The sequence below is a fragment of the Companilactobacillus versmoldensis DSM 14857 = KCTC 3814 genome (genome assembly GCF_001434295.1).
Classification (GTDB): Bacteria; Bacillota; Bacilli; order Lactobacillales; family Lactobacillaceae; genus Companilactobacillus; species Companilactobacillus versmoldensis.
In genome coordinates this window covers 1-24,585 of record NZ_AZFA01000019.1, presented here as the reverse complement: position 1 = coordinate 24,585, position 24,585 = coordinate 1, and the positions used below count along the sequence as shown (strand labels likewise).

Annotated in this window: 22 protein-coding genes and 1 tRNA gene; 2 read left to right on the top strand and 21 right to left on the bottom strand. The window is 38.3% G+C overall.

Annotated features, from left to right (window positions below):
* Nucleotides 1–6 precede the first annotated feature (6 nt).
* The 11 genes from FC27_RS09105 to FC27_RS09055 all read right to left on the bottom strand — a co-directional run bounded on the left by FC27_RS09105 (nucleotide 7) and on the right by FC27_RS09055 (nucleotide 13,106).
* On the bottom strand, nucleotides 7–1,143 hold the full coding sequence (locus FC27_RS09105; RefSeq protein ID WP_010624390.1) for a CamS family sex pheromone protein: 1,137 nt from the start codon (nucleotides 1,141–1,143) through the stop codon (nucleotides 7–9).
* 12 nt (nucleotides 1,144–1,155) lie between these two features.
* Nucleotides 1,156–3,180 carry an NAD-dependent DNA ligase LigA gene (ligA, locus tag FC27_RS09100; RefSeq protein ID WP_010624391.1) on the bottom strand — a complete coding sequence of 675 codons (2,025 nt, stop codon included), beginning with the start codon at nucleotides 3,178–3,180 and terminating at the stop codon, nucleotides 1,156–1,158.
* Nucleotides 3,181–3,191: 11 nt separating this feature from the next.
* Nucleotides 3,192–5,426, bottom strand: a complete 2,235-nt coding sequence (gene pcrA / locus FC27_RS09095; protein WP_040521198.1) for a DNA helicase PcrA — start codon at nucleotides 5,424–5,426, stop codon at nucleotides 3,192–3,194.
* A 253-nt stretch (nucleotides 5,427–5,679) separates the two neighbouring features.
* Nucleotides 5,680–6,978 carry an adenylosuccinate lyase gene (gene purB, locus FC27_RS09090; RefSeq protein ID WP_010624393.1) on the bottom strand — a complete coding sequence of 433 codons (1,299 nt, stop codon included), beginning with the start codon at nucleotides 6,976–6,978 and terminating at the stop codon, nucleotides 5,680–5,682.
* A gap of 4 nt (nucleotides 6,979–6,982) precedes the next feature.
* Nucleotides 6,983–8,113 carry an ATP-grasp domain-containing protein gene (locus tag FC27_RS09085; RefSeq protein WP_010624394.1) on the bottom strand — a complete coding sequence of 377 codons (1,131 nt, stop codon included), beginning with the start codon at nucleotides 8,111–8,113 and terminating at the stop codon, nucleotides 6,983–6,985.
* A gap of 18 nt (nucleotides 8,114–8,131) precedes the next feature.
* Nucleotides 8,132–8,713, bottom strand: coding sequence for a xanthine phosphoribosyltransferase (locus FC27_RS09080; protein ID WP_010624395.1), 582 nt, complete (start codon nucleotides 8,711–8,713; stop codon nucleotides 8,132–8,134).
* Nucleotides 8,714–8,764: 51 nt separating this feature from the next.
* Entirely contained in the window at nucleotides 8,765–9,409 is a 645-nt protein-coding gene (locus tag FC27_RS09075; RefSeq protein ID WP_010624396.1) for a glycoside hydrolase family 73 protein, read from the bottom strand.
* Nucleotides 9,410–9,581: 172 nt separating this feature from the next.
* Nucleotides 9,582–9,782 carry a cold-shock protein gene (locus FC27_RS09070; RefSeq protein ID WP_010624397.1) on the bottom strand — a complete coding sequence of 67 codons (201 nt, stop codon included), beginning with the start codon at nucleotides 9,780–9,782 and terminating at the stop codon, nucleotides 9,582–9,584.
* A gap of 201 nt (nucleotides 9,783–9,983) precedes the next feature.
* Nucleotides 9,984–10,895, bottom strand: a complete 912-nt coding sequence (gene rbsK / locus FC27_RS09065) for a ribokinase (protein ID WP_010624398.1) — start codon at nucleotides 10,893–10,895, stop codon at nucleotides 9,984–9,986.
* 30 nt (nucleotides 10,896–10,925) lie between these two features.
* The gene (rbsD, locus tag FC27_RS09060) at nucleotides 10,926–11,321 is read right to left on the bottom strand and encodes a D-ribose pyranase (protein WP_010624399.1); all 396 of its coding nucleotides are present in this window, start codon (nucleotides 11,319–11,321) and stop codon (nucleotides 10,926–10,928) included.
* 96 nt (nucleotides 11,322–11,417) lie between these two features.
* Nucleotides 11,418–13,106: an aryl-sulfate sulfotransferase gene (locus FC27_RS09055; RefSeq protein WP_010624400.1), complete on the bottom strand. Its 1,689-nt coding sequence runs from the start codon at nucleotides 13,104–13,106 to the stop codon at nucleotides 11,418–11,420.
* 340 nt (nucleotides 13,107–13,446) lie between these two features.
* On the opposite strand from FC27_RS09055, the gene FC27_RS09050 reads away from it, so the two are divergent.
* The gene (locus FC27_RS09050) at nucleotides 13,447–13,803 is read left to right on the top strand and encodes a type I phosphoribosyltransferase (RefSeq protein ID WP_010624401.1); all 357 of its coding nucleotides are present in this window, start codon (nucleotides 13,447–13,449) and stop codon (nucleotides 13,801–13,803) included.
* Between the two features lie 73 nt (nucleotides 13,804–13,876).
* On the opposite strand, the gene FC27_RS09045 is transcribed toward FC27_RS09050, so the two are convergent.
* The 9 genes from FC27_RS09045 to FC27_RS09005 all read right to left on the bottom strand — a co-directional run bounded on the left by FC27_RS09045 (nucleotide 13,877) and on the right by FC27_RS09005 (nucleotide 22,061).
* A tRNA-Leu gene (locus FC27_RS09045) sits at nucleotides 13,877–13,962 on the bottom strand.
* A 36-nt stretch (nucleotides 13,963–13,998) separates the two neighbouring features.
* Nucleotides 13,999–14,469, bottom strand: a complete 471-nt coding sequence (locus FC27_RS09040; RefSeq protein WP_010624402.1) for a SprT family protein — start codon at nucleotides 14,467–14,469, stop codon at nucleotides 13,999–14,001.
* Nucleotides 14,469–14,903, bottom strand: a complete 435-nt coding sequence (locus tag FC27_RS09035) for a hypothetical protein (protein WP_010624403.1) — start codon at nucleotides 14,901–14,903, stop codon at nucleotides 14,469–14,471. Before FC27_RS09035 ends, FC27_RS09040 begins: the two co-directional genes overlap by 1 nt.
* Nucleotides 14,904–14,914: 11 nt before the next feature.
* Entirely contained in the window at nucleotides 14,915–15,892 is a 978-nt protein-coding gene (locus tag FC27_RS09030; protein WP_010624404.1) for a glycosyltransferase family 2 protein, read from the bottom strand.
* The gene (locus FC27_RS09025; RefSeq protein WP_010624405.1) at nucleotides 15,876–17,339 is read right to left on the bottom strand and encodes a hypothetical protein; all 1,464 of its coding nucleotides are present in this window, start codon (nucleotides 17,337–17,339) and stop codon (nucleotides 15,876–15,878) included. Before FC27_RS09025 ends, FC27_RS09030 begins: the two co-directional genes overlap by 17 nt.
* Before the next feature lie 21 nt (nucleotides 17,340–17,360).
* On the bottom strand, nucleotides 17,361–18,548 hold the full coding sequence (locus FC27_RS09020; protein WP_010624406.1) for an aminotransferase class I/II-fold pyridoxal phosphate-dependent enzyme: 1,188 nt from the start codon (nucleotides 18,546–18,548) through the stop codon (nucleotides 17,361–17,363).
* Between the two features lie 98 nt (nucleotides 18,549–18,646).
* Nucleotides 18,647–19,465: an ammonia-dependent NAD(+) synthetase gene (nadE, locus tag FC27_RS09015; protein WP_010624407.1), complete on the bottom strand. Its 819-nt coding sequence runs from the start codon at nucleotides 19,463–19,465 to the stop codon at nucleotides 18,647–18,649.
* A complete protein-coding gene (locus FC27_RS09010; protein WP_010624408.1) occupies nucleotides 19,465–20,940 on the bottom strand; it encodes a nicotinate phosphoribosyltransferase in 1,476 nt (491 codons plus the stop codon). Before FC27_RS09010 ends, nadE begins: the two co-directional genes overlap by 1 nt.
* Before the next feature lie 47 nt (nucleotides 20,941–20,987).
* Nucleotides 20,988–22,061, bottom strand: coding sequence for a glycosyltransferase (locus FC27_RS09005; RefSeq protein ID WP_010624409.1), 1,074 nt, complete (start codon nucleotides 22,059–22,061; stop codon nucleotides 20,988–20,990).
* A gap of 56 nt (nucleotides 22,062–22,117) precedes the next feature.
* Between FC27_RS09005 and FC27_RS09000 the strand changes: the two genes are divergently transcribed.
* Nucleotides 22,118–22,846, top strand: coding sequence for a WecB/TagA/CpsF family glycosyltransferase (locus FC27_RS09000; protein ID WP_010624410.1), 729 nt, complete (start codon nucleotides 22,118–22,120; stop codon nucleotides 22,844–22,846).
* Between the two features lie 71 nt (nucleotides 22,847–22,917).
* Here the strand turns inward: FC27_RS09000 and FC27_RS08995 are convergent, their stop codons facing one another.
* Nucleotides 22,918–24,393: an SLAP domain-containing protein gene (locus tag FC27_RS08995; protein ID WP_010624411.1), complete on the bottom strand. Its 1,476-nt coding sequence runs from the start codon at nucleotides 24,391–24,393 to the stop codon at nucleotides 22,918–22,920.
* Nucleotides 24,394–24,585: the final 192 nt, after the last annotated feature.

The window sequence follows — 24,585 nt, the reverse complement described above, 5'->3', positions numbered from 1 at the left end:
CCTTTATTAATCAGCATTAAATACATGCGAGCTAAACTTACCGCCCGTCCGTGTAATAAATGACTGTTGGTTATCCACTGTTTGAATAGAGATATCCAAATCAGCACCAGTTGGTAGATACTTGCTAGCACTATCTTGCACAAACTGAGTAAAGCTAGTTACTTGAGCAAGGCCGTCAAACTGAGTATTGATAGTTATATCTAGTGACTTCAAACTCTTTCCATCATAATGTGCTTGAGCTGTAACGCCCGACAAATTAGGGAAATAGTCTTGAATATGTGACTTGAAGTTTGAGAAAGCATCAGAATCACTACTACTGATAGCCGTCTCGTTATTAACAGTTGGTAGCATTTGACTTTGATAGTCTAATGTCTTCCAGCTACCGAGACTCTTATCTTTACTTACTGAATATTGGAAATAATTTCCACCGACTAAGGTATCTTCGGGAGCTACAGTGTATAGACCCACGACAATTGGGATATTAGCACCCACATCCTTATCTTGACGAAGACGTTTGACTACTTTAGCAGCAATCTTTTCACCTTGTGCTTTACGTTCAGCTTTAGAGATCTTAGTTTGATAAGTAGAACCATACTGTTTCTTTTGATAATAATCGACTTTATTCATAGCAATACCAATCGACATTCCTGCCAATTTGTATTTACCACCTTGTTTTTGCAGGTAATCTTGTTCCAGCATTTGTTGGAAGTACATTGGGTTCCGTTTATTCGGACTCTTAGAACCATTCGATGCTGGATTCAATCCAGTTGAATTCTTCTTTGATTTTCTGGCCAACCAATCATTGACTGTGCTGGCACTTAAAATCTGACCTTCTTGGAAAACGTAGTTATTAGTTGAGAATTGGTCTTTGGACAAAGTTGTCAGACCACTTTCAAAACTGCGACTGTTGAATTGGTTTGTATTGTCTGCAGCAGTCAAACCACTGATGGGACTAGTTTTATACTTACCATTACTCAATAGAACATCATAAGTACTTGAATCGCTTGAGTTAGTCGTTTGGACGGAATTATTTCCGCTGTCACTACCTCCAGAAGATAAACTAGAATTTTGTAAATTCCCACAAGCTGATAGCAACAAGGTAGTTGCCATCAACAAAGCTGTGGTTTTAATGAATTTTTTCAAAAGTTCTCTCCTTTATTCCTCTGTATCATTCAAAAAGTCATCTAGGTCAGATTCATTAATGATCTCCGTCCCTAGTTGTTGAGCCTTGGTCAATTTACTACCGGCTTTTTCACCAGCAATTAAGATATCAGTCTTTTTAGTGACTGAACTAGTGACCTTAGCTCCTAGACCTTCTAAAAGTTGAGTCAATTCTGAACGTTTATAATCATTCAGAGTTCCAGTTATAACAATTATTTTATCAGTAAAGTGTTGATTTGTTTCATTATTATTTGAACGACCAATAAATTTTGTGTTAACTCCTACTGATTTTAGTTCATTAATTAACTTTTGAACATCATTATTATCAAAATATGTAATTATACTATCAGCAATTGTTTCGCCCATCGTGTTAACTTCTAATATTTTTTCTTTCGAAGCTGACATCAAACCGTCGAGATCACCGAAATTCTCACTTAAAATCCGAGCGGCTTTAGCCCCGACATGACGGATCCCCAAACCAAACAACAGTCTTTCGACTGAGTTTTCTTTGGAATTGTCGATAGCCGTCAATAAATTATTGATCGATTTTTCTTTAAAACCATCTAAAGTGGCCAAGTCATCAGCAGTCAATTTGTATAAATCAGCTACATCACCGATCAACTCTTTAGTATAAAGTTGTTCGATGATTTTGGGACCCAACCCATCAATATTCATGGCATTCCGTGATGCAAAATGGGTCAATTGCTCTTTTATCTGAGCTGGACACTTAGGATTGATACAGCGTAAGGCCACTTCATCCTCCAAGCGGATCAGTTCAGAGCCACAATAAGGACAATTTGTTGGAATCTCAGCTGGTTGCGAATCCTTGGGACGTTTATCCAAAATGACTTTGGAAACTTCAGGGATAATATCGCCAGCTTTGTGCAGCAAGACCGTATCGCCGACTCTAACATCTTTTGATTTGATCATATCGATATTGTGCAAAGTTGCCCGAGAAACAGTCGTACCAGCTAAACTGACTGGATCCATTACCGCAGTTGGCGTTAAAACACCAGTCCGGCCAATCGTCCATTCGATCGATTTAACGACTGTTTCGGAAGTTTCCGGTGGGAACTTATAGGCAATCTCCCAACGAGGAACTTTGACGGTGTTACCCAGTTGTTGCTGTCTTGCCAAGTCATTGACCTTTAAAACAACACCATCGATCCCGTAATCTAAACCATCACGCAACTCGCCATAGTGTTCAATATATTCTTTAACACCTTTAAGACCAGTCGTGACCTTTGCAGTCGGATTAACATTGAATCCTAACTCCTCCAAAGTTTGTAAAGCTTCGTGCTGTGTCGAAACATTTAAATCATCAAAAGTTACGATCGTATACATAAAAGTATTCAATTTCCGATGAGCCGTGATCTTAGGATCAAGTTGACGCAAGCTACCGGCAGCCGCATTTCTAGGATTAGCAAAAACCTGTTGCCCCTTAGCTTGACGTTCATTGTTCAAACGGACAAACTCACTTTTATTCATGAAACATTCGCCCCGGACTTCAAAACTCAACGGACGAGGCAATTTTTTAGGAATCGATTCAACGGTCTTCAAATTCTCAGTCACATTTTCACCGATAGTACCATTCCCACGGGTCGAACCTTGAACTAAGACACCATTTTCATAAACTAATGAAATAGCCAAGCCATCGATTTTTAACTCAACATTATAATCAGCTTCTTGGCCAATATTCTTTTCGATCCGCTTGCTCCATTCAGCTAATTCGTCCTCAGAAAAGACATCCCCCATTGATAACATAGGAATATCATGAGTAACTTTGTTAAATTCAGGATCAACGCTGTCACCCACTAATTGCGAGGGTGAATCGGGCGTAACTAAATCAGGATACTCTTGTTCGATTGCCAATAGTCGATTGTACTGTTGGTCATATTCACTGTCTTCTACTAGTGGAGCATCTTGTGTATAGTAAGCCTCACGATATTTATTTAAAGTTTCACGTAATTGTGCTAATTCGTCATTAGCCGCTTGTTTAGTCAAATTTAAATCAGCCATTTTTCCACCTCTTAATCGGTAACTTTAGTTATTGGTGCAAACTCTGCTAACAATCGTTTGATACCTTCATCGTCAAACGCTACATCCAGTTCAGCATTTTTGCCATCACCTGTAACTTTGACAACCGTTCCTTGGCCCCACTTCTTATGGTTGACTTTGTCGCCAATATTCCAATTGATCGATTCAGCACCTTGGGCACCGCTCGGCTTATTAGCCGTTTTAACTTGATAACTAGAATGCAAAGCTGATTCCTTACGACGACGCTCAAATGGGAATTTCTCATCCTTTTTCTTAAAGGCCATTGAACCAGCATTAGCATTGACAAGGTTGAGATTTTCATCACCGATCTCATCAACAAAACGAGACATTTGATTGCTTTGTACCCGACCATAAAGCATCCGGCTGTAAGCATTTGTAATGAAAAGCTTCTTTTCAGCTCGCGTGATACCCACGTATGCCAAACGACGCTCTTCTTCCATGTCTTCTTCTTTCATCATCGAACGAGATGATGGGAAGATACCTTCTTCCATACCAACCAAGAAGACCACCGGAAATTCTAGACCCTTAGCCGCATGGAGCGTCATCAAGGTAACTTCTTTTTGATCTTCCTCTAATTCATCTTGATCACTCGTCAAAGATAAATCAGTTAAGAAAGACGATAATCGAGTTTCATCGACGTCATCATCTGGTTCATAGGTCTGGTCGAATTGGGTAGTAACAGTCTGTAATTCTTGTAAGTTTTCGATGCGAGTTTGTGATTCCAAATTATTTTGATGGTGGAGATCATCTAAATAACCAGAATTATCAAGTAAATCAGTCATCAGATCCGTCATTGATGAAGTTTGGCTCATCTTTGACAAACTGTTGATGACTTTGGCAAACTCAGCCAAAGTCTTTCTAGGTTTAGCAGCCAATGCAGAAAGATCAACATTTCCAGCCGCTTCTAATAAGGACCAGTCATGTTCATCCGCAAAAGTCTGCAATTTTTCGATCGTACCAGGACCGATCCCACGTTTAGGTGAATTGATCACTCGTTGGAAACTCATCGAATCTTCTGGGTTAGCAATCAAGCGCAAATATGCCAAGATATCCTTGATCTCTTTTCGATCATAAAACTTGTGACCACCGACAATCTTATAAGGGATATTCGACTGGATCAATTTCTCTTCGAAGACACGAGATTGAGCGTTAGTCCGATATAGAATGGCATAATCACCATAATTGAAACCTTTGAGCAAAAGATTCTTGATCTGCTCGATCACAAACAATGCTTCATCTGACTCATTTTGAGCCCGGTAAAAGTCGATTGGATCACCTTTCTTATTATCAGTCCACAATTCTTTCGGCTTCCGATTAACGTTATTGTTGATCACTTTATTTGCAGCCTTCAAAATCGTTTGAGTCGAACGATAATTTTGCTCCAACTTGATTGAAGTAGCTTCGGGATAATCATCTTGGAAATCCATGATGTTCTTGATATTAGCACCACGCCAACCATAAATACTCTGATCAGCATCACCAACAACACAGACGTTACGATATTTAGCACCCAAATGTTTGACCAATTTATATTGAGCTTCATTGGTATCCTGGTATTCATCGACATGGATATACTGGAATTTATCTTGATAGCGTTCCAGCACATCAGGATGTTCATCAAATAATACATTAGTCTGCATAATCAAATCATCGAAATCTAAAGCTTGATTACGATTCATTTCTTTTTCGTACATGTCGTAACAAGTAGCAACGGTTTGTTCGAATGGTGATTTAGCATTTTTCGAATATTCAGCTGGTCCTAACAGATCATTTTTGGCATTGCTGATAGCTGAAAGGATCGAACGAGGATCGTATTTTTTAGGATCCAAATTCATGCGTTTTAAGATCTGCTTCATCAATGTTCTTTGTTCAGCAGGATCTGAGATTGTAAATGACTTTGAATAGCCAATTTTGTCGATGTCACGTCTTAAAATACGTACACAAAGAGAATGGAAGGTCGAGACCCAAACGTCCTCTCCAGCTTCATTTAAGAGTTTACCGATTCTTTCCTTCATTTCTTTAGCAGCCTTGTTAGTAAAGGTGATTGCTAAAATATGCCAAGGCATGACATTTTTTTCTTGAATCAAGTAAGCCACTCGATGGGTCAAAACTCGAGTTTTACCACTACCTGCACCAGCCATGATCAATAGTGGTCCTTCAGTAGCTTTTACGGCTGCTTGTTGTTCAGGATTGAGACCCTTTAACATAGTATCGTCCAATTTAATAATTCCTCAAATCTTTGTATAAAAAATTTAGTCATACTTAAAATAGCTGTATATATTGTAGCAAATTTTTGATGCTAGAGCGAAAAAAAGCAGTAGTCATTTTCCGCCAATAAACGCTTTCAAGCAAGTGATTCAACTCATCTTTGTGATTCAAAACTTTTTTAATAAAATACCTTAAAAATAAAAGATGCTCTACCATTCATTTTCGAACGGTGGAGCATCCATATTTTTATAATTAGTCAGTCAAGCCAACTCGCTTGAAGATGTCATCGACATGTTTTAGATGCCAGTGATAATCAAAAGCATCATTTAATTGTTCTTCCGATAAATTATCAGTCACGCGCTTGTCAGCTTCCAGCATAGTTCTGAAGTCTTTTCCTTCATCCCAAACTTTAGCTGTCAATGGTTGAACGATGTCATAAGCAGCTTCTCTTCTGAGACCTGATTCAACTAATTTCAACAATACACGTTGTGAATAGATCAAACCATGAGTGATATTCATATTTTCCTTCATTTTTTCAGGGAATACCGTTAGGTCTTTGGTGATCTTAGTAAATCTTGTCAAAATGTAATCTAACAATTCAGTCGTATCAGGAATAATGATTCTTTCAGCTGAACTATGTGAAATATCACGTTCATGCCATAAAGGAATATCTTCCATTGATGTTAAAGCATGACCTCTGATAACTCGAGCTAAACCAGTAACGTTTTCTGAACCAATTGGATTACGTTTATGTGGCATAGCCGAGGAACCTTTTTGTCCGGCAGCAAAATATTCTTCAGCTTCACGGACTTCAGTTCTTTGCATGTGACGAACTTCAAGCGCAAAACGTTCGATTGAAGTAGCAATGATCGCCATGGTAGAAATGTATTCAGCATGGAGATCACGTGGTAAGACTTGTGTTGACACTTCTTGAGCTCTGATACCAAGCTTGTTGCAGACAAAAGCCTCAACTTCTGGCGGTACATTGGCGAAACTACCAACAGCACCACTGATCTTGCCTGCTTCAACACCCTTGGCGGCATGTTCAAAGCGTTCGATATCACGTTTAACTTCTGAATACCAGTTAGCCAAGACTAAACCAAAAGTAGTTGGTTCAGCATGAACACCGTGAGTCCGACCGATCATCACAGTATCTTTGTATTCAATAGCTTTATTTTTGATCACTTCTAAAAATTCTTCTAGATCTTGACGAATAATGTCATTGGCTTGTTTCATCAAATAGCCATAGGCTGTATCAACGACATCAGTTGAGGTCAAACCAAAATGAACCCATTTCTTTTCGGGTCCTAATGAACGAGAAACATCGCGAGTGAATGCCACGACATCATGCTTAGTATCTTTTTCGATTTCAGCGATTTCTTGAACATCGAACTTAGCATTATCCGCAATTTTCTTAACGTCCTCTGCTGGGATCTCACCAAGTTTACTCCAAGCTTCAACAGAAGCAATCTCTACTTCAAGCCAAGCTTGAAACTTATTTTGATCAGTCCAAATAGGTTTCATTTTGTTAGTCACATATCTGTCAATCATATACTTACTCTACTCTCCAAATTTTTGTTGATCGAATGTCCTGCAAGAGATTTTCCGGATTATCTCCTACCAAGGAGATGTAACCGACATCCCTTGCAGGTTCATTCTTAGCTTTGAAACCAGTGTAGTAGTTAAATTTCCATTGTGCTTTTTCTTGTAACAAATCCAAACTTTGCGGCAGTATTCCTTCAACGATTTTCAGGATCGCAGTGTCGACTAATGGATAGATCTCAGGGATCGGCCAATCACAAATTGCTCTGATGTGCAGTTCAAATTGAGAGATGCCGGTCGCTTCTTGATAAACATTAGCGGCGTAGTTGATACCTGGATAAATGCCTTTGACATAGAGAACATCAGCTTGCGATAAGATAAATCCTATCCCAAAGATCCCAACATAGTCAATGTTTTCAGCAATTTGCAAAGCCACTCTTTGCATTTCTGCCTCGACCGCTGGGTCATTCTTTTTGAATATATAAGCACTCATTAAATGAGTCCCATCATAGACTTCATGCAACATCGGGAAGGTATGGATCTTGCCATCCTTACTTTTGCTGACCATGATCGAATACTCAGCTTTAGTGTCGATCCAGGCTTCAAGGATATAAGTCCCGTTTTTTAACAACTCTTGGACGTTTTTGACGTCTTCTTGATTATACAAGATATGACGCTTCAATAGGTCCTGATTTTTCTGAATTGGTTTTATCATACATGGAAAACCAATTTCTTTAACGGCCTTTTTAATATCGTCAACAGTAACAATTGAAAAGAATGGTGGAACATTGATGTTCAAATCATTCAAAAAAGTCCGCTCAATGTAACGGTCTTGAGCGATACCTAACAGATTTGAGCCTTGAACAACGTTGAATGTCTCGCTAAGTGTTTCCAGTAGATGGCTATCAAAGTTATTGTCCATGTACAGCAAAATATCACTACGATGACCTAACTCATTCAAATTATCAAGATTTTCTAAATCACCGACTAGGAAGTTATCAGCGGCTTGTGTAGCAATATCATCTGCTTGCGAAGTTAATAAAATGGTCCTAAAGCCCATTCTTTTAGCTTCCAACTCGCAGAGATATGTTTCACTGCCACCACCGATAATCCCAACAGTCTTACCAGGTGCAATAAAAGTCATAAGTCCACCTTCCTACTGTTACTCGTCTTCTGGTTGGAAGACGACCTGACCATTATCAAAGGCTTTGATTCTTGCCAATGAATAAACTGGGATCTTCTCTTTATCGATCAATTGTCTTCCCTTTTGGAAGGATTTTTCGATCACGATGCCGATACCAACTAGATTAGCATGTGCGGCATCAATGATATCATTTAAACCATTCACAGCCTGTCCATTAGCCAAGAAATCATCAATTATCAACACATTGTCTTTACTTGAAAGATACTTCTTTGAAATACTAATGTGGTTTGAGGTCTTCTTAGTAAAAGAATAAACCTCAGACGTATAGAGATCATCTTGTAAAGTGACTGATTTGTGCTTACGTGCGAACACTACTGGTACTTGAAATTTCAAGCCTGCCATCACTGCTGGTGCAATACCAGATGATTCAACAGTTAAAATTTTAGTCACTCCAGCATCTTTGAAATGGTTGTAAAACTCAGTACCCATTTTTTCCATCAATACTGGGTCGATTTGATGATTCAAAAAGCTATCAACTTTTAAGACATCTTTACCGATCACTCGGCCATCTTTATTTATTCTTTCTTCTAGTTCCTTCACAATTAGTCTCCCGTCATTTTTAATATAAATTTTATCATAGATAGTAGCTGGTTACTTGATTCCCTTGTCATATTTCATCAGATCATACTTTTGAATGACACGGATTATCTTGGTGGTATAACCAGGGTCAGTCGCATAACCATCTGTTTGCAGCGAAACAGCTGCCTCAATGTAATCCTTGGAACTGATCACTTGTTGGTATTGCGCCGAATTCCAAGTGGTCCCATTGACCAACAATTTCGCATGGTCCTTCATTGAATCACGGAAGTCCGAATACGAGCGGAAACGACCGTTTATCGTGACCCATTGGCCATCAGTATACTCTTTTGTCTGCAAGACAACAGTATTGTTGGGGTCAGTTCCTTTGATACCAAAATAATTATTGTACTTACTAGCCAAGGTACTATTGCCCCAATCACTTTCGAGGATGGCTTGCCCAATAGTAATACTTGGTAAGACTCCATATTGATGTCCTAAATCAATTGCTTCTGGCGCAACCTTTTTGATAAAAGCGTTGTGTTCTTCTTGGACAAGATTCATGGCATCAGTTTTTTGATTCTGACGATAGCGTTGATAGCCAAATATGCCTAGTATAACTACGACTACTATGGCAATTATGATGTAAACTCTTTGTTTTTCTTTTTGCTTCTTAGTGCGCCGACGGCGGCGATGTTGGGTTTTTCTCTTTTGTGGCAAATCATCTGGTCCTTTTATTATTTACTAATTATTATAACGTAGTCCGATGAATTTTTTTCGTTCTGAGTAGTTTGTCGTAAAAGCTTAATATTTATTTGAACGGCCTGAAATAACAAAAAAGGGTAAAATAAAAAGCCAGCCCGATCGGGCTGACTTCGGTTAAATTATCAAATTAGTTTTTAACAACGTTTGAAGCTTGTGGTCCACGATCACTATCTTCGATGTCGAATGTTACAGATTGACCTTCTTCCAAAGTCTTGTAACCTTCTCCTTGGATAGCTGAGAAGTGAACGAATACGTCACTACCATCTTCACGTGTAATAAAACCATAACCTTTTTCGGCGTTAAACCATTTAACTGTTCCTTGTTCCATCAGACTATTCCTCCTGATAACTAATATTTGTGCATATTCTCGTGGTACGTTATGGAAGATAGTCTATCAAACAAACAAACCATGCGACCCTTTTCCCATTCAAAAATACAACTATTATACTAACATTCTTACAAAATTATTACAATTGAAAAACGGGATAAAATTAAACTTTTTAAGCGTTTTCCTTTATTAATTTAATTATTAGATTTCAACGTTTTTGGCATAAGGAATCGAATTTTGAGCACCCTTAGTTTGAACGGTCAATGATGATGACTTGTTAGCATATGTCATCGCTTCCTCGATGTTGTTCCTGTCGTGATCTAATTTAGCCATTAAGGCACCAACGAAAGTATCGCCGGCCGCAGTTGTATCAACTGCTTTGACTTTAAAGGCTTTAACAAAACCAGTTTTGCCAGATTCCATTGAATAGTATGAGCCCTTGTCACCAACAGTGATCAAAACTGTTGGTACGCCCATCTCATGCATTTTCTTAGCAGCTTTGTCCATTGAAGCATCGTCAGTCACTGGGACACCAGTAATGATTTCTGCTTCAGTTTCATTAGGTGCGATGATTTCCGTTAAATTCAACAATTCAGTTGGGATCTCTTTTTGAGCTGGTGCGGGATTCAAAAATGTGACAACATCATTATCTTTGGCAATCTTGAAAGCTTCAATGATTGCAGGATTTGGCACTTCGAATTGAGCAATGATGCAATCAGCATCTTTGATCGAATCCTTAGCTTCATCAACATCAGCTGGTGTTACATCAGCATTAGCACCACCATAGACCAAAATACTGTTTTGACCACTATCTTGTAACAAGATATAAGCCTTACCAGTACCTTCTGTCTTTGAGAAAGTGACGTGATCGATGTTCAATCCATCATCTTTAAAAGTTTTCATCATGAAATCAGCAGCGTGGTCATTACCAATCTTTGAAATGAATGATGTTTCTGCTCCGGCACGAACCGCAGCGAGAGCTTGGTTAGCTCCCTTTCCACCACCAGCAGTCGAACGATCATGCATATGCATAGTTTCGCCCGGTTCAGGTAGGTGGGAGATGTTTAAAATCGTATCAACGTTAATTGATCCTAATACGACAATTTTGTTCATAAAAATGATACCTTCCAATTATGCTAATTTTTAAAATACAACTCCGCTTTCGAGCAAGATATTTGAAAATGGAGTTTCTTCACCTGTACGAATGAAAGCCTTAGTATCACTAAGATCCTTCTTCATTTCTTCATGAGGGATAAATTCGATCGGTGTGTCACCAATAACCTTTTTGACAGCAGCCAATTGGTCAGGGTTCTTAGTCTTCATTTCTTCAGCTAAGTAAACCTTTTGAACTTCAAGCTCACTCAAAACGTTTTCTAATACTTGCATGAAACTAGGGATTCCAGCTTCAAGAGCCAAGTCGATTTTTTCAGTTCCAGCAGGCACTGGCATACCTGCATCACCGATTCCAATAGTATCAAAGTGACCCATAGTTGAGATCACGCGAGAAATATCAGAATTAATTACTCTAGTCTTTTTCATAATATCCATCCTTTTTTGAAATTGCTTGCGATGAATATCTTAACATCAGTAAATTAATTAGTAAATATCATTTAGCAAATTGGTGCGGTCCAATTATCATTCGTCGTCGTCAATGACCGAAAATTGATAATCATCGTTGTAGAAACTCATACGATATGCCCGATAAACGTAAGCTTTAGAGGCTGAATTCTTGATTGTAGAGTTGAAGACTTGTTTACCATCTTGTGTCACTTCGATAACATTACTGTCCTTACCCTGATCTTTAAATCCAAAATTAATCAAGGTATTACCGTTATCCAAGCGTTGGGCATTACCAATGATGTAAGTGAAGTTTTTCTTACCTAATTTCTTTCCGTAGGCCCAAGTTTGATCGATAGTCATGTTCTTTGTATCAACATGATATTGAACCGCCTGCGAATATTTGCCTGAAGTCTTTTTATCACCATTTGTGACGTCATAATTATTGTCGTAGAGCAATATATCTTCACTATCAGGATCGTTGTCGTCTTCACTCAATAGTGTCAAGGCATGTTGTCCTCCAGTAATGGTCGTACCCTTGGTTGGTGTCAAAATTTTGTCTTGATACTTCTTAGGCCATGATGACTTCTTCTTTCCAGAATAGATCCAAATAATCTTGTTAGTCCGATAATCGATCTTCATGATCATATCTTGATCACGTCCCGAAATCAGCAACGAATGTTCTTTCTCATTGTATTCAAGTGAGTTTTGATGGAACCAGTCATTTTTACCATCGCTGCCCTTCTTGAAGTCTTTATAGAATGACTTTGGCAATAATTTCTTTAAATCGATAACTTTGACGATTTTTCCAGTTTTATGTGACAACTGAACCATAACATCTTCCTTATATTCCGAACCATCACTGACTGTTGCAAGTAGATCATGGTTTGGCAACTCCAGGATATCGTGATGGATCACGGTTGTTTCAGTAGCTTTGTTATCATTAGCACTGTCTGAAGATTTTGTTTTGTTCTTAAATGAATATTCTTTATAGACTCGACCTAAATAATCAGTTTCAATAAGGTCGTTATATACTGGTGCGTTAACATCTTTCTTGGTCAACAATAAAATATGTCCATTGGAAAGTTCCTCAACTGTATGTTGGGAATACAAAGTAGAATACCAACGAACATCCCCATTGGCATCGATAGCAAATGGTTCCTTAGTAGTTCGATCCAATAAAGTCAGTTTATTATTGCCAACTTCCATTTGAGATTTATCGGTATTTTTAACTGTGACCTTTGCATCTTTAACATATTTGGGTAAACTACCAGTCTTCAATTTAATGTCTTTGCTGGCCGTTGTCCCATCATCATAAGTAACATTAATAGTTACATCATTTGTCTTGTCAGCATATAATCCAACAATTGGCACCTGATGAATCATTGAAGAATCACCTTTGACCGAGTTAGTGATATCAACATCTGAATCTTTTCCATGGACTGTGTAAGAAACTTTGGCGTCCTGATCAGTCGAAAAAATCACTAAAGCACTCAAAGGTGACGTCTTATAAGGATTGACTTTGGTATAAGGATCATCCAAAGAGTAATTCCCCTCTTCAACGATTTGTTGATAATCTTGAGTACGCGATTTTTGTCCATTTTGGCGCGTCTTAACCGTCTTTGAACCAATGTTATCCTTGATCTGAGCAGTCGTTAAAAGTTTGGTGCTACTACTGCTATCCTTCTTCGAATCATTCGAACAAGCTGAGAGAACCAGCAAGATTGTTCCCATCAGCACGACTAATAAAGTTAGACGTTTCCTCAATATACAATATCCTCCACATTTCATTAATTTAGTAATTATCAATAATAAAGTAAATTCTAATATATATCATGAAATTGACGCAAACCTTATGATTTTTTAACAAACCCTCGGGTTAACTTCAATATAACGTTGGAAAAATTGCTTTACAATATGACATTAAATAATGTCTTAAAATCCATCAAATACGACGTTTTAAATTCAAAAGTGCTTATTAATTTACATCAAAATTTTTCGGTCTATAATGCAACTTTGAAAGGATCAATATGTTTTGGGGAGATATTTTTTACCTTTCAGATTATTGAAGTAATGATCATCACCTTCGAAAGTGAGCTCGATAATTATGAAAAAAATCGATAGAGATTATTTTAAAAAATATCGGGATAAATATCCCTTCAATAAAAGAATTATTTTAGCAATTATTATTGCGACCATCATTGGCTTGACCACAGCTAATGCCACTAATCAAATTCATGCGGCAACAATCCATCGTCAAGACCAGACCAGCCAAGTCAGGCAAACTCAAAAAATAAAGGCAAAACGTTTTGCCGTGATTGATCCCGATGTCCTGCCATCGGGCAACACCTTAAACAAGCCGACCCATCATATCAGCCTCTTCGTCAAAGTTGGCGGCAGTCTGGTCGCATTATTAGCCATCGGCATCTCACTGTTTGACTTCAAACCTAAAAAACAAAATTGACACTGGTGAAACAAAAAAGAGACGCTAATTTGAAATTAGCGTCTCTTTGATTTATCTGTATAAATTTCTCTTATGCGGGTAAGAAGATTCGAACTTCCACGGAGATAATTCTCCACAAGATCCTTAGTCTTGCGCGTCTGCCAATTCCGCCATACCCGCAGCAAACAAGATATATTTTACACAAAGAATTTTAATTTAGCAAGCAGAGATTTCAATATCTTTGATAAATTTGAGTTTTCCATGGCATTTTCCACAAACATAGCGACGGGTATTTAACTTACGGACTCTTTTATAGAGGCGATGGCAGTTGCTGCACTGATAAACATGTAATTTTTTATGATGATTTTGTTGATTAACATTTGGAGCATAACGTAGTCCACCAACTTGTTGCAGAAGAACTTTAAATTGACGGTCTCGATGCTGGGAAGGCAATCCAGCGTTGTACAAATGGTAATGACACAGTTCATGTTTAATGATGCCAATCAAGACTTTCTCTCCATATACTTGATACATTTTAGGATTGATGTCGATATGGCGGTCCTTCAAATGAAAGCGGCCCCCTGTCGTCCTTAGGCGTGAATTAAAATTAGCTTGATGTAGAAAAGGTTTCCCAAAATATTCTTGGGAAACCTTTTTGATCAACTGTGTTAACTCTTGATCAGTCATTAGCCAACCTGAGTCAAACGTTGCATTAATTTCGAGAATTTATCCATGTTCTCATCCTGGATTTTTTCAGCATCATCGAATTTTTGACGATCGATTGTCTGATCATCATTGAGACTATCGGTCATCATTTGACATCCGTCGACATACTTTCTGAATGTTGAAACGATTGATAAGTGTGTCCCCATCATTTTTGCAGGAGCCTTGCCCTTTTTCAACTGATCGGCCAATTTTTGATAGTCAGCAGTACCCTTTTTGAAATCACTTAAATATCTTTTATATTTAACTGGATCGACCTTTTCGACTTGGTCGCGATCCAAAGCCTTCCGTAAGATCTCAAACTCAGGGTTTAGCATATCTTGAGTCTCTTCAATTGTTGAAACAACTTTATTGATCAATTGTGAATATTGAACAGCTCTTTTTTGTGCAGGATTCATTTAATTACCTCTTATTTTTCTTCTTTGATAGTTTTTTCGGTGTAGATATCTCGTTCGATCGTAAATCTTGGGCGACGTTTAACTTCACTAAAGATTTTACCAACATATTCCCCGATAACACTAATACAAATCAATTGTACACCGCCGAGAGCCCAGATCGAAATCATCATTGATGACCAACCTGTCACTACATTACCTTGGGCTTTCTGAATCAAGGTATAGATCAGTAATCCAATCGTGATCAGAACAATAAAGAAACCTAAGCCCATGATCATTTTGATCGGTACGATTGAAAATGAAGTAATACCATCCATGGCAAATTTCAACATCTTTCGAAGTGGATATTTGGAAGTCCCCGCAAAACGTTCTTTTCTAGCATAAAAAACTTTGGAAGACTTAAAGCCGACCATGGGTACAATTCCACGTAAGAAAAGATTAGTTTCTTGGTAACTCAAAAGGACCTTACAAGCCCGCTTACTCATCAGACGAAAATCAGCTGAATCTGGAACAATTTTCACTCCAAGCCAACCCATGAATTTATAAAAAGCTTCAGCAGTGTCTCGTTTAAAAGCACTGTCAGTATCTCGATTATTGCGGACACCATAAACTACTTCACTGCCAGCAATAAATTCATCGACCATTTTGGGGATCGCATTAACATCGTCTTGAAGATCAGCATCGATCGTCACAACAGCATCACACGAATTAGATGCACTAGTTACACCTGCCAACAACGCACCTTGATGACCAAAGTTACGACTCAATTTTACACCAGAGACGAAATCATTTTGTTTTGAAAATTCATCGATGATGGGCCAAGTTTTATCCTTGCTACCATCATCAACGAAAACAATTTTACTGTTGTTAGTGATTTTATGTTCATTGACCAAATTACTAATGATCCGTGTCAATTCCTTGGATGTTTCTGGAAGCACTTCTTCTTCATTGTAACAAGGGACAACGATCCCTAATTTAAACGGTTCTGTCATGTCTGCCACTCCATTTTGTCTTAATCCAATCAAATATTGTGTTTAATCCTAGACCACCTAAAATAGCCAAAATCGGAATAAACTCGATTCGATATCTGCCTTGTATCTCAATTAACAATTGTACTATTACAAAGGCCATAAGTGGTAATAACAATAAGAAAAGTCCATCTTTATAATCAAACTTAAATAATCTCAAAGATCCAATCCAAGAGAAAATAATTGTGATTATTGAACCGGCATAACCAATAAACTTGACTATATCGACCGTTTTTGGTGAATGATTGACATTGATACTAGTAAAATCGATCCCAGTTGAACGTCTAGACCACAAAAGTGAAACCTTAGATTTGAATAAATCTAACCAACGAAAGTCTTCTTTAATGAAACCAATATGTTCTTGGACCACTTTCTTTTCTTGTTTAGCCATATTGGCACGGCTATCTTTTAAATCAAATTCATTGACCAAAGCTTGATCGTAAACACCATTGGAAGCGTAGTCCAAGCCAATGACGAATTTCCATGCAGAATCACGGTTACTCAAACCATAACTATTCAATCCTGATGACTTGATCAGCATGCCTGCACCACTAAAAATCACCAGATAAAGTGCTATGACAATCGCGATCTTACCTATAGCAGAAAAGTCAAATTTATTATTTTTCAATAGCATATAAATAATGCCAAAGACGACGATCCCAGCTATAATGACTGGACCAATCGGACGGACGATACATCCTAAAGCCAGCGTGATAACAGCGAGAATGTAAGTCCAATATTTATCTTGTAAAATCAAATAAAAGGTCAACAAAAAGAACAACGAACCGATATATTGATTATCAGCTTGTGAATTCAAAGCAAACCAATCAAGATTGATAATCAATAACAAGACAGACAAACGAGCCATCTTAATATTGTTAAATATTTGCTTGACCAAAAGATATGTTACTAGCAAAATCAACACTTGATAGACCACATTCAAATATTGAATCACGATGATGTGGTAACCAAAGATTTTGACAACTCCCATCACATAAACCAAAAAACCAGTTTGGTAAGCCCACTTTGCAAAGTAGTCATTATCGAAACTATAAATTGCTTTACCTTGCAAAGCACCAGGTGCACGACTCCAAAAATGACCGAAGTCACTGACCTGTATCGATGGTACAAAGTGAATCCAGCTGACTGCCACAATGGCAAAAGCCAGCATCATTATTGCTAAGATGCCCCAGTTCAAAACTTGCTTGTCAGTCCGCAATTTATATAAAGCAAGACCAACTAAGACAGTAAAAATCAAGGCACCAAAAAGAATCAGGCCGTAACGGCCTGGTTGAAATGGCAGATAATTTTTGAATAGGTTGTGCCACATTTGAAAGAAGACTAAGGTCGTAAAAATAGCCACACAAACTAAAATTATCCAACTAACAATTTTCTGAAATTTATTAACCATGGTTCCCCCTTAAACGTACAGTTAAAGTGATTGAGGCCTCTTTGAATAATTTGACACATAATCAGCCAATTTCAACAAGGCACTTTGAATATTGTCCATACTTGCGGCATAACTCAATCTTAGGTGACCCGCACCACCTTCGCCGAAAAAGCTACCTGGTAAAATCGCCAAGTTTTCCTTAGCTAGTAAGTCTTTAGCAAAAGCCACATCGTCTTGGTTCATCCCTTCAGGGATCTTGGCAAACAAATAAAATGCTCCATCTGGAATTGGACAGTAGAAATCAAGTTTCTCTAAACCTGATAACAAGACGTCACGCCGCTTTTGATATTGCTTTCTCATCCGAATTGGGTCATCGAAGCCATTCTTGAAAGCTTCGGTGGCGGCAGCTTGAGAAACCGTTGAAACAGCAGTCGTAGCTAATTCGTGAATCTTATTGATCTGTTCAATTATTTCCTTAGGTCCACAAGCGATACCGATACGCCAACCTGTCATTGCATGGGATTTAGAAACTCCATTCAATAAAATAGTTTGCTTCGGCAATATTTTTGCAAAAGAATAATGCTTGGCACTATATGTTAGTTCACTGTATATTTCGTCACTGACGACGAAGACGTTATATTTCTTCAAGACATCGGCCAGTTTTTCTAATTCGTTGCGGTTATATGTTACTCCGGTCGGATTATTTGGATAATTGAACAAAAAGACTTTGATCCGTGGATGTGTCTTCAGAACTTCATCCAATTGAGTGGGTTCAACTTTAAATTCCGATTTAGATGTATCTAAATAAATCGGTTCCGCTTGATCAAAACCGGCGTCTGGTCCATAAATCGTATAACATGGTGCTGGGATCAATACTTGATCACCGGTAGTCAATAGGGCGTTCAAAGTTGAGAATACACCTTCGGTCACACCGAGAGTTGTGATCATTTCCGTTTCGGGATCATAGTTCAAATCATATTTGACCTTCAAATAATTGGCAGCAGCCCGCAATAATGCATGATCACCTTCAGGTACAGTATATTTTGTATCATCATTGATGATCGCATGAATCGCCGCTAGCTTTATGTGATCGGGAGTCGCGAAATCTGGCTCTCCAACGGTCATATTTACTACGTTATTATTAGCTTTAGCTAAAGCATTGAATTTAAAGATTTCTTGTTGTTTAATGGCCACAACATCTGGGTTCATAAATTCAACTAGATTCTTCATGCAAAACACCTCATTTCTTACAAAATATTTTATCACGGAATTATTTATAAAAAAAAAGAACATTCGAAAAAGCGAATGTCCAAAAATGATTTTTTAATTTAATTATCAAACACTGTATATGGTGAGCGACGTTTATGTTCCGTGCGTTTATACCAGCCTGCAATCGTTTCGGCGGCTTCATCAGGAACGTCTCGTCCTTCTAAATAATCATCAATATTCTTATATGAAACTCCGAGTGCTTTTTCATCAGGTAAGCTTGGACGATCTTCTTCCAGATCAGCTGTCGGCGTTTTTTCATAAAGATTTTTCGGTGCTGATAAATGCTCTAGCAATTGCTTGCCTTGACGCTTATCAAGTCGGAATAACGGCGTTACATCGGCAGCACCATCACCAAATTTGGTATAAAAGCCAGTGATATTTTCCGCAGCATGGTCAGTCCCCACAACGACACCGGAATTTTCTCCGGCGACACCATATTGAGCAATCATCCGCATTCTTGCTTTGATATTGCCCTTATTGAAATCAGATATTTCCATCTCATTGTCTTCTAAGGCTTTGACCATCTGATCAACACTATTTTTGATATTTACTTTGACTACTTTATCAGCTTGCATCCATTCAATGGCTTGCATTGCATCAGATTCATCAGCCTGTTCACCGTATGGTAAACGTACAGCAATGAATTGATAACTTTGGTCATTCGTCTCAGAACGTAACTCGGTCATAGCGATCTCTGACAATCTTCCAGCTAAAGTGGAATCTTGTCCGCCGGAAATCCCTAAAACGAGTGTTTTGAGACCTGAATTTTTCTTCAGATAGTTCTTTAAGAAATCAACTGAGCGTCGTATCTCAGTTTCCGCATCGATCTCGGGCTGTGTTTGCTCGAATGCGATGATTTCTTTTTGTAATGGTCGCATTACTCATCACCAACTTTAATATTGTTAACGTCATTGCGGACTTTTTCAATATACTTCATCCGATGGCTATATAGTTTTGAAGATAGATCTACTGGGTAGATCTGTGGGTTTAAGAGACGTTTGTATTCATCCCAGAGTGAATCTAAGTTATCAGCACAATACTTTCTGATTTCTTGAACGTTTGGCAAGTCATAAACTAATTTACCATCACGATAAATGTCAACTAGTAATGGCTTAGCGTCAAAGTTTTCAACTGTTTTGTTGATGTATGTGTATTGTGGGTGGAACATGTATAAGGAATTATGTTCACAAGGATCTTCATTGAAAAGTGAAACGTAGTCACCCTCTGATTTGTCGTTTTTGTCCTTATTGGTGATCCGCCAAACTTGTTTTTTACCAGGAGTAGATATCTTGGCAGCATTGCTTGATAGTTTTAAAGTATCGAGCATATTGCCCTTTTCATCAGCGATGCTGACTAATTTATAAACAGCTCCTAAAGCTGGTTGGTCAAAGGCTGTGATATTTTTAGTACCAATTCCCCAAACATCGATCTTAGCATCTTGCATCTTCAAGTTAAGGACAGTCTTTTCATCCAAATCATTTGAAGCATAAATTTTGGCATCTTTAAAGCCTGCTTCGTCTAATTGTTCGCGGACACGCTTAGAAATATAAGCCATATCACCAGAATCGATCCGGACACCTTGGAAATTGATTTTGTCACCCATTTCTTTGGCAACACGAATAGCACTAGGCACACCACTCTTTAAAGTATCGTATGTATCGACCAAGAAGACACAGTCACGGTGTGTTTCTGCATAAGCTTTAAAAGCTTGATATTCATTTTGATATGCTTGCACGAGTGCATGAGCATGTGTACCTGAGATTGGAATACCAAACATTTTTCCGGCCAACACATTACTTGTAGCATCAAAGCCACCAATGTATGAAGCACGGCTACCCCAAACAGCTGCGTCAATTTCTTGAGCTCTTCTTGAACCAAATTCAAGTACAGGGTTGTCACCACAAACTGTCTTGATCCGAGCTGCTTTTGTAGCAATCAAAGTTTGGAAATTCACGATATTTAAAATTGCTGTTTCAATCAAAGTAGCTTGTGCCAATGGTCCTTCAACTTGTAAAATTGGTTCACCATTGAACACTAGATCTCCTTCTTGAGCTGAACGAATCGTACAACTAAAAGTGAAATCTTTTAACCAACGTAAAAATTCTTCGTCAAACTCACCGTTTTCACGTAAATAATCGATATCATCATCTGAAAATGTTAAGTTTTTCAAGTAATCGACAACGTGTTCCAGACCGGCGAAAATAGCATAACCATTATCAAACGGCAATTTTCTAAAGAATGTTTCGAAAACTGACCTGCGGTTATGGATCCCCTTTCTCCAGTATGTATACATCATATTTAATTCATAATAATCCGTATGTAAAGTAAGATCACGATTCAAATTTTGAGTCATTATTTCTCCCTTATTTTTTGGTAATTACAGTTACCATATTAACATGACTAAGGCTTGATAGCAGTCTTGTAGCCTGTATTTACTGCTTCAGCTAATTTTTCAATCGAGTATTGTTGTTTTGTCTTTGAATAAAGCTCCATCCCTTTGGAGTCAAGGTCATCATTTTGCCATTCAGCATAGGCATCGTTCAAAGCTTTAACTAGACCAGTCTCATCACCAGCTTTAACTAGCCAACCAGTATTTGAGTTAATGATCTTTGAAGTAGCTCCAACATTTGTGGCAATAACTGGACGACCATGTAAAGCTGATTCTAAATAAACGGTCGGCAAACTTTCCGAGTTAGACGTCAACATTGAGACATCACATTCATCGTAATAATCGCCGGTATTATTGTGAAAACCGACAAATTGAACTTTTTTTGCTAAGCCCAACTTATTGGCATTTTGTTTCAACTGTGCCATTAATGGACCATCGCCCACGAAAACCATTTTGAAGTCGAAAGCCAATTGCGATAAAGCCTTCAGCGTCAATTGATGATTCTTGACCTCGACTAATCGAGCTACCATCAACAAACTGAATTTTTTCTGACGGTGAGGATCTGGCATGGCTTGCTTAAAGTCGATTGCGTTGAAGACTTCATCGAGCTTATTATCCTTAATTCCTAATTTGTGGAAGTAATTGGCCAATTCTGGATTCATATAGAAAATATAATCGGCTTTCTTCAAAGCTCGTAAGTTTAATTTTAAGAAAATCTTGCCTTTGAGCCCTGAAAAGTCGATACGAGGGTCAGAATGGACGGTTATGGCCCATTTGGCGTCAACACGTCCGCGAATCAAGGACATGATGAAATTGGCTCTTGGGCCATGTGTGTGGACGACATCTATCTTGTGGCTATTGATATAAGAAACTACCGGCGTCAAGATCGACAAATCAATTTGTCTTCTTTGAGGCATGACGACGACATTCAAGCCGTTATCACGTGCCATCTTGGCCACTGGTCCGTCTTCAAAGGTCATCAAGGTCGCATCTGTATCGGTGGTTTGTTGTCCCTTCATCAAATTAACGATGTAGGTTCTTGCGCCTCCATCTTCATTTCCAGCATTAATATGTAAGACCCGCATGTAGCACCTCTCCAAAGTATTCTTCTGTAGTATAATATACCCTAAAGGAGAAGTGTATGCACAATAATAGAATAAATATTCTGGGAACTGAGTTTGACAATTTCACAGAAGAAGAATTCCATCAATTACTAAAAACTGATCTCTCCCAGCACGCTAATAAATTTATCGTCACACCTAATCCGGAGATAGTTTTATCAGCCAGAGAAAACACCCGTTTTTCAAATATCGTCAACAATGCCGACTATGTCATTCCTGATGGCATCGGGATCATCAAGGGGGCTAACATGCTAGATACTCCGATGCATGAACGTCTTACTGGCTTTGATACTTTGATGTTTTTAATCAAACAAGCTAATGAACAACATGCAAAAGTTTACTTGTTAGGTGCTAAACCTGAAGTCATCAATGCAAGTGTTGCCCGGATCAAACGTGAGTTTCCTAAAATCGATCTCGTTGGCTATCACGATGGCTACTTTAAAGATGACCAAAAAATTGCTGACGACATTATCGAAAAAAATCCCGATATCGTCTTAGTGGCCTTAGGATCACCTAAGCAAGAATTCTTTATCAATCAATATCGCGATCAATGCGACGCGATTTGGATCGGTGTCGGTGGTAGTTTTGATGTTTTTTCAGGAACAAAGAAACGTGCGCCAAAAATTTTTCAAAAGCTTGGTCTTGAATGGCTTTATCGTTTAGCAAAAGAACCAACTCGATTTGGAAGAATGCTAGCGATACCAAAATATTTACATTTAATCAAAAAAGCTAAAAAACAAAAGAATTAACTTACAAAAAACGTCTCATCTGAATTCTTCAGACGAGACGTTTTTTGTGCTTGAGATTATTTAATTGTTATTTAGTTAAAGGTTACACCTGTACCTTGCATGATCCATTCGTCGGTGGAAACTCGGTAGTAAGTGTTGCCATTGCTGTCGGTTGCTTGTTTGTCAGTCATCCAAGCTGAATCACCGGCTAAGCCACGATTACCAGTTGTTCCATCTGTTTTATATAGTGAATAAACGAATCCTTGAGGTCCAGCTAGAGAAACAGTCGAACCACTTGGTAAATCAGTGATGTTCGTTAAGCCTGCTGTATCACCTGTGTTGTCATCTTTATCAGCATATGACACATCTGAGGCTTTCACCCATTCATTTGTTGACACCCGATAATATACTTCACCAGTATTATTATTGACACGTTTAGTGTCGGTGAACCAGTCGGTACCTTGAGCTAAGGCACGTCCATTGATTCGATTACCTTTTTGGTCATAAAGATGGGTGATATTGCTAGTGTCACCAGCATTTACGATTGGTGTGGTCACCACTCCACAGATATCACTGTTGGTGAAATTGTCGACCCCGACGTCGATCTGACGTGTCAGAGTCACAGAATTATTGACTTTATCCCAAACTTTAGATAGGAGTCCGCCACTGTATTCTTCGCCATTGATCGTGATCTGGTTCAAGTCATTAAATAGTGCGTTGTATTCGTTACGATTGAACTTGATAGTCATTTTTTGCACGACTGTACCAGCTTTTGGCAAGGTTGAAGCATTGATGATAGTTGCTAAATCAAGGCCATTGAAGAAGGTCGAAGTCACATCTTGAGGATCGACTTTGTTACCGAGATTATCTTTGATGGTGATCGGGTATTCCCCAGTCGTTCCAAAATCAGTCTTCGGTTGACCTACATAACCATCGACGGGAGTATCAAAATCGATGTTCATTGCATGAACTTTTTGCTGTGATACTTCGGTCTTGGCATAAACAGTCTTATCTAAAGCATGACCATTTAATTTATATGGCTCAAAGTATTTAACTAATTGTTGATTGGACCAAGTCGCGTGATCTTTAACCGTCGATGCTGCTAGACCAACGATCCGGTAATTTACTGAACCTCCACTTTGTCCGGCAGAGATCATCGATTGTTGCCATTCTGATGAAGTTTGTCCGTCAGCTGGAACTACAACGAAAACTATTCCATTCAAACAGGCAACCACATCCAGATCATTAATAACTGATTGATATTGCGGATGTAATGGTCTTAAGATACCATTCAATAATTCAGCTGAATAAGTATAACGGTTGTTAGTATTCAATAGAGCGAACGCTGAACCATAAACAAAGTCAGCTTGAGTTGCCGTATTGTAATTTTTGAAAGTTGAATCGAAAGTATTGTATGCATCTTCCTGTACAGAGTTGCTATATGTCGCCTGAGCGGTTTTTGAAACAGTCGGTACCACTGAGTTAGCATTAAGAACTGGTGCAGCTACAGGTGCGACAGCTATTAGGGTTGCGGCAGCAAATCCTGAATATATTACAGATTTTTTCACGTCGTTTCCTCCTAGTTGTGTATAACCTTTCTTTACAAAAATAAATTTACCATGTTCATTTTAATAAATCAATGTTTTTATTAATAAAAACAATTAGTTTTTTATTATGCATACTTTTCTTTTATTTATATATCGTTGAAATCCCTTTAAATCAAGTCACAAAAAAAAGGTTCTAAACTTTCTGGTATTGGT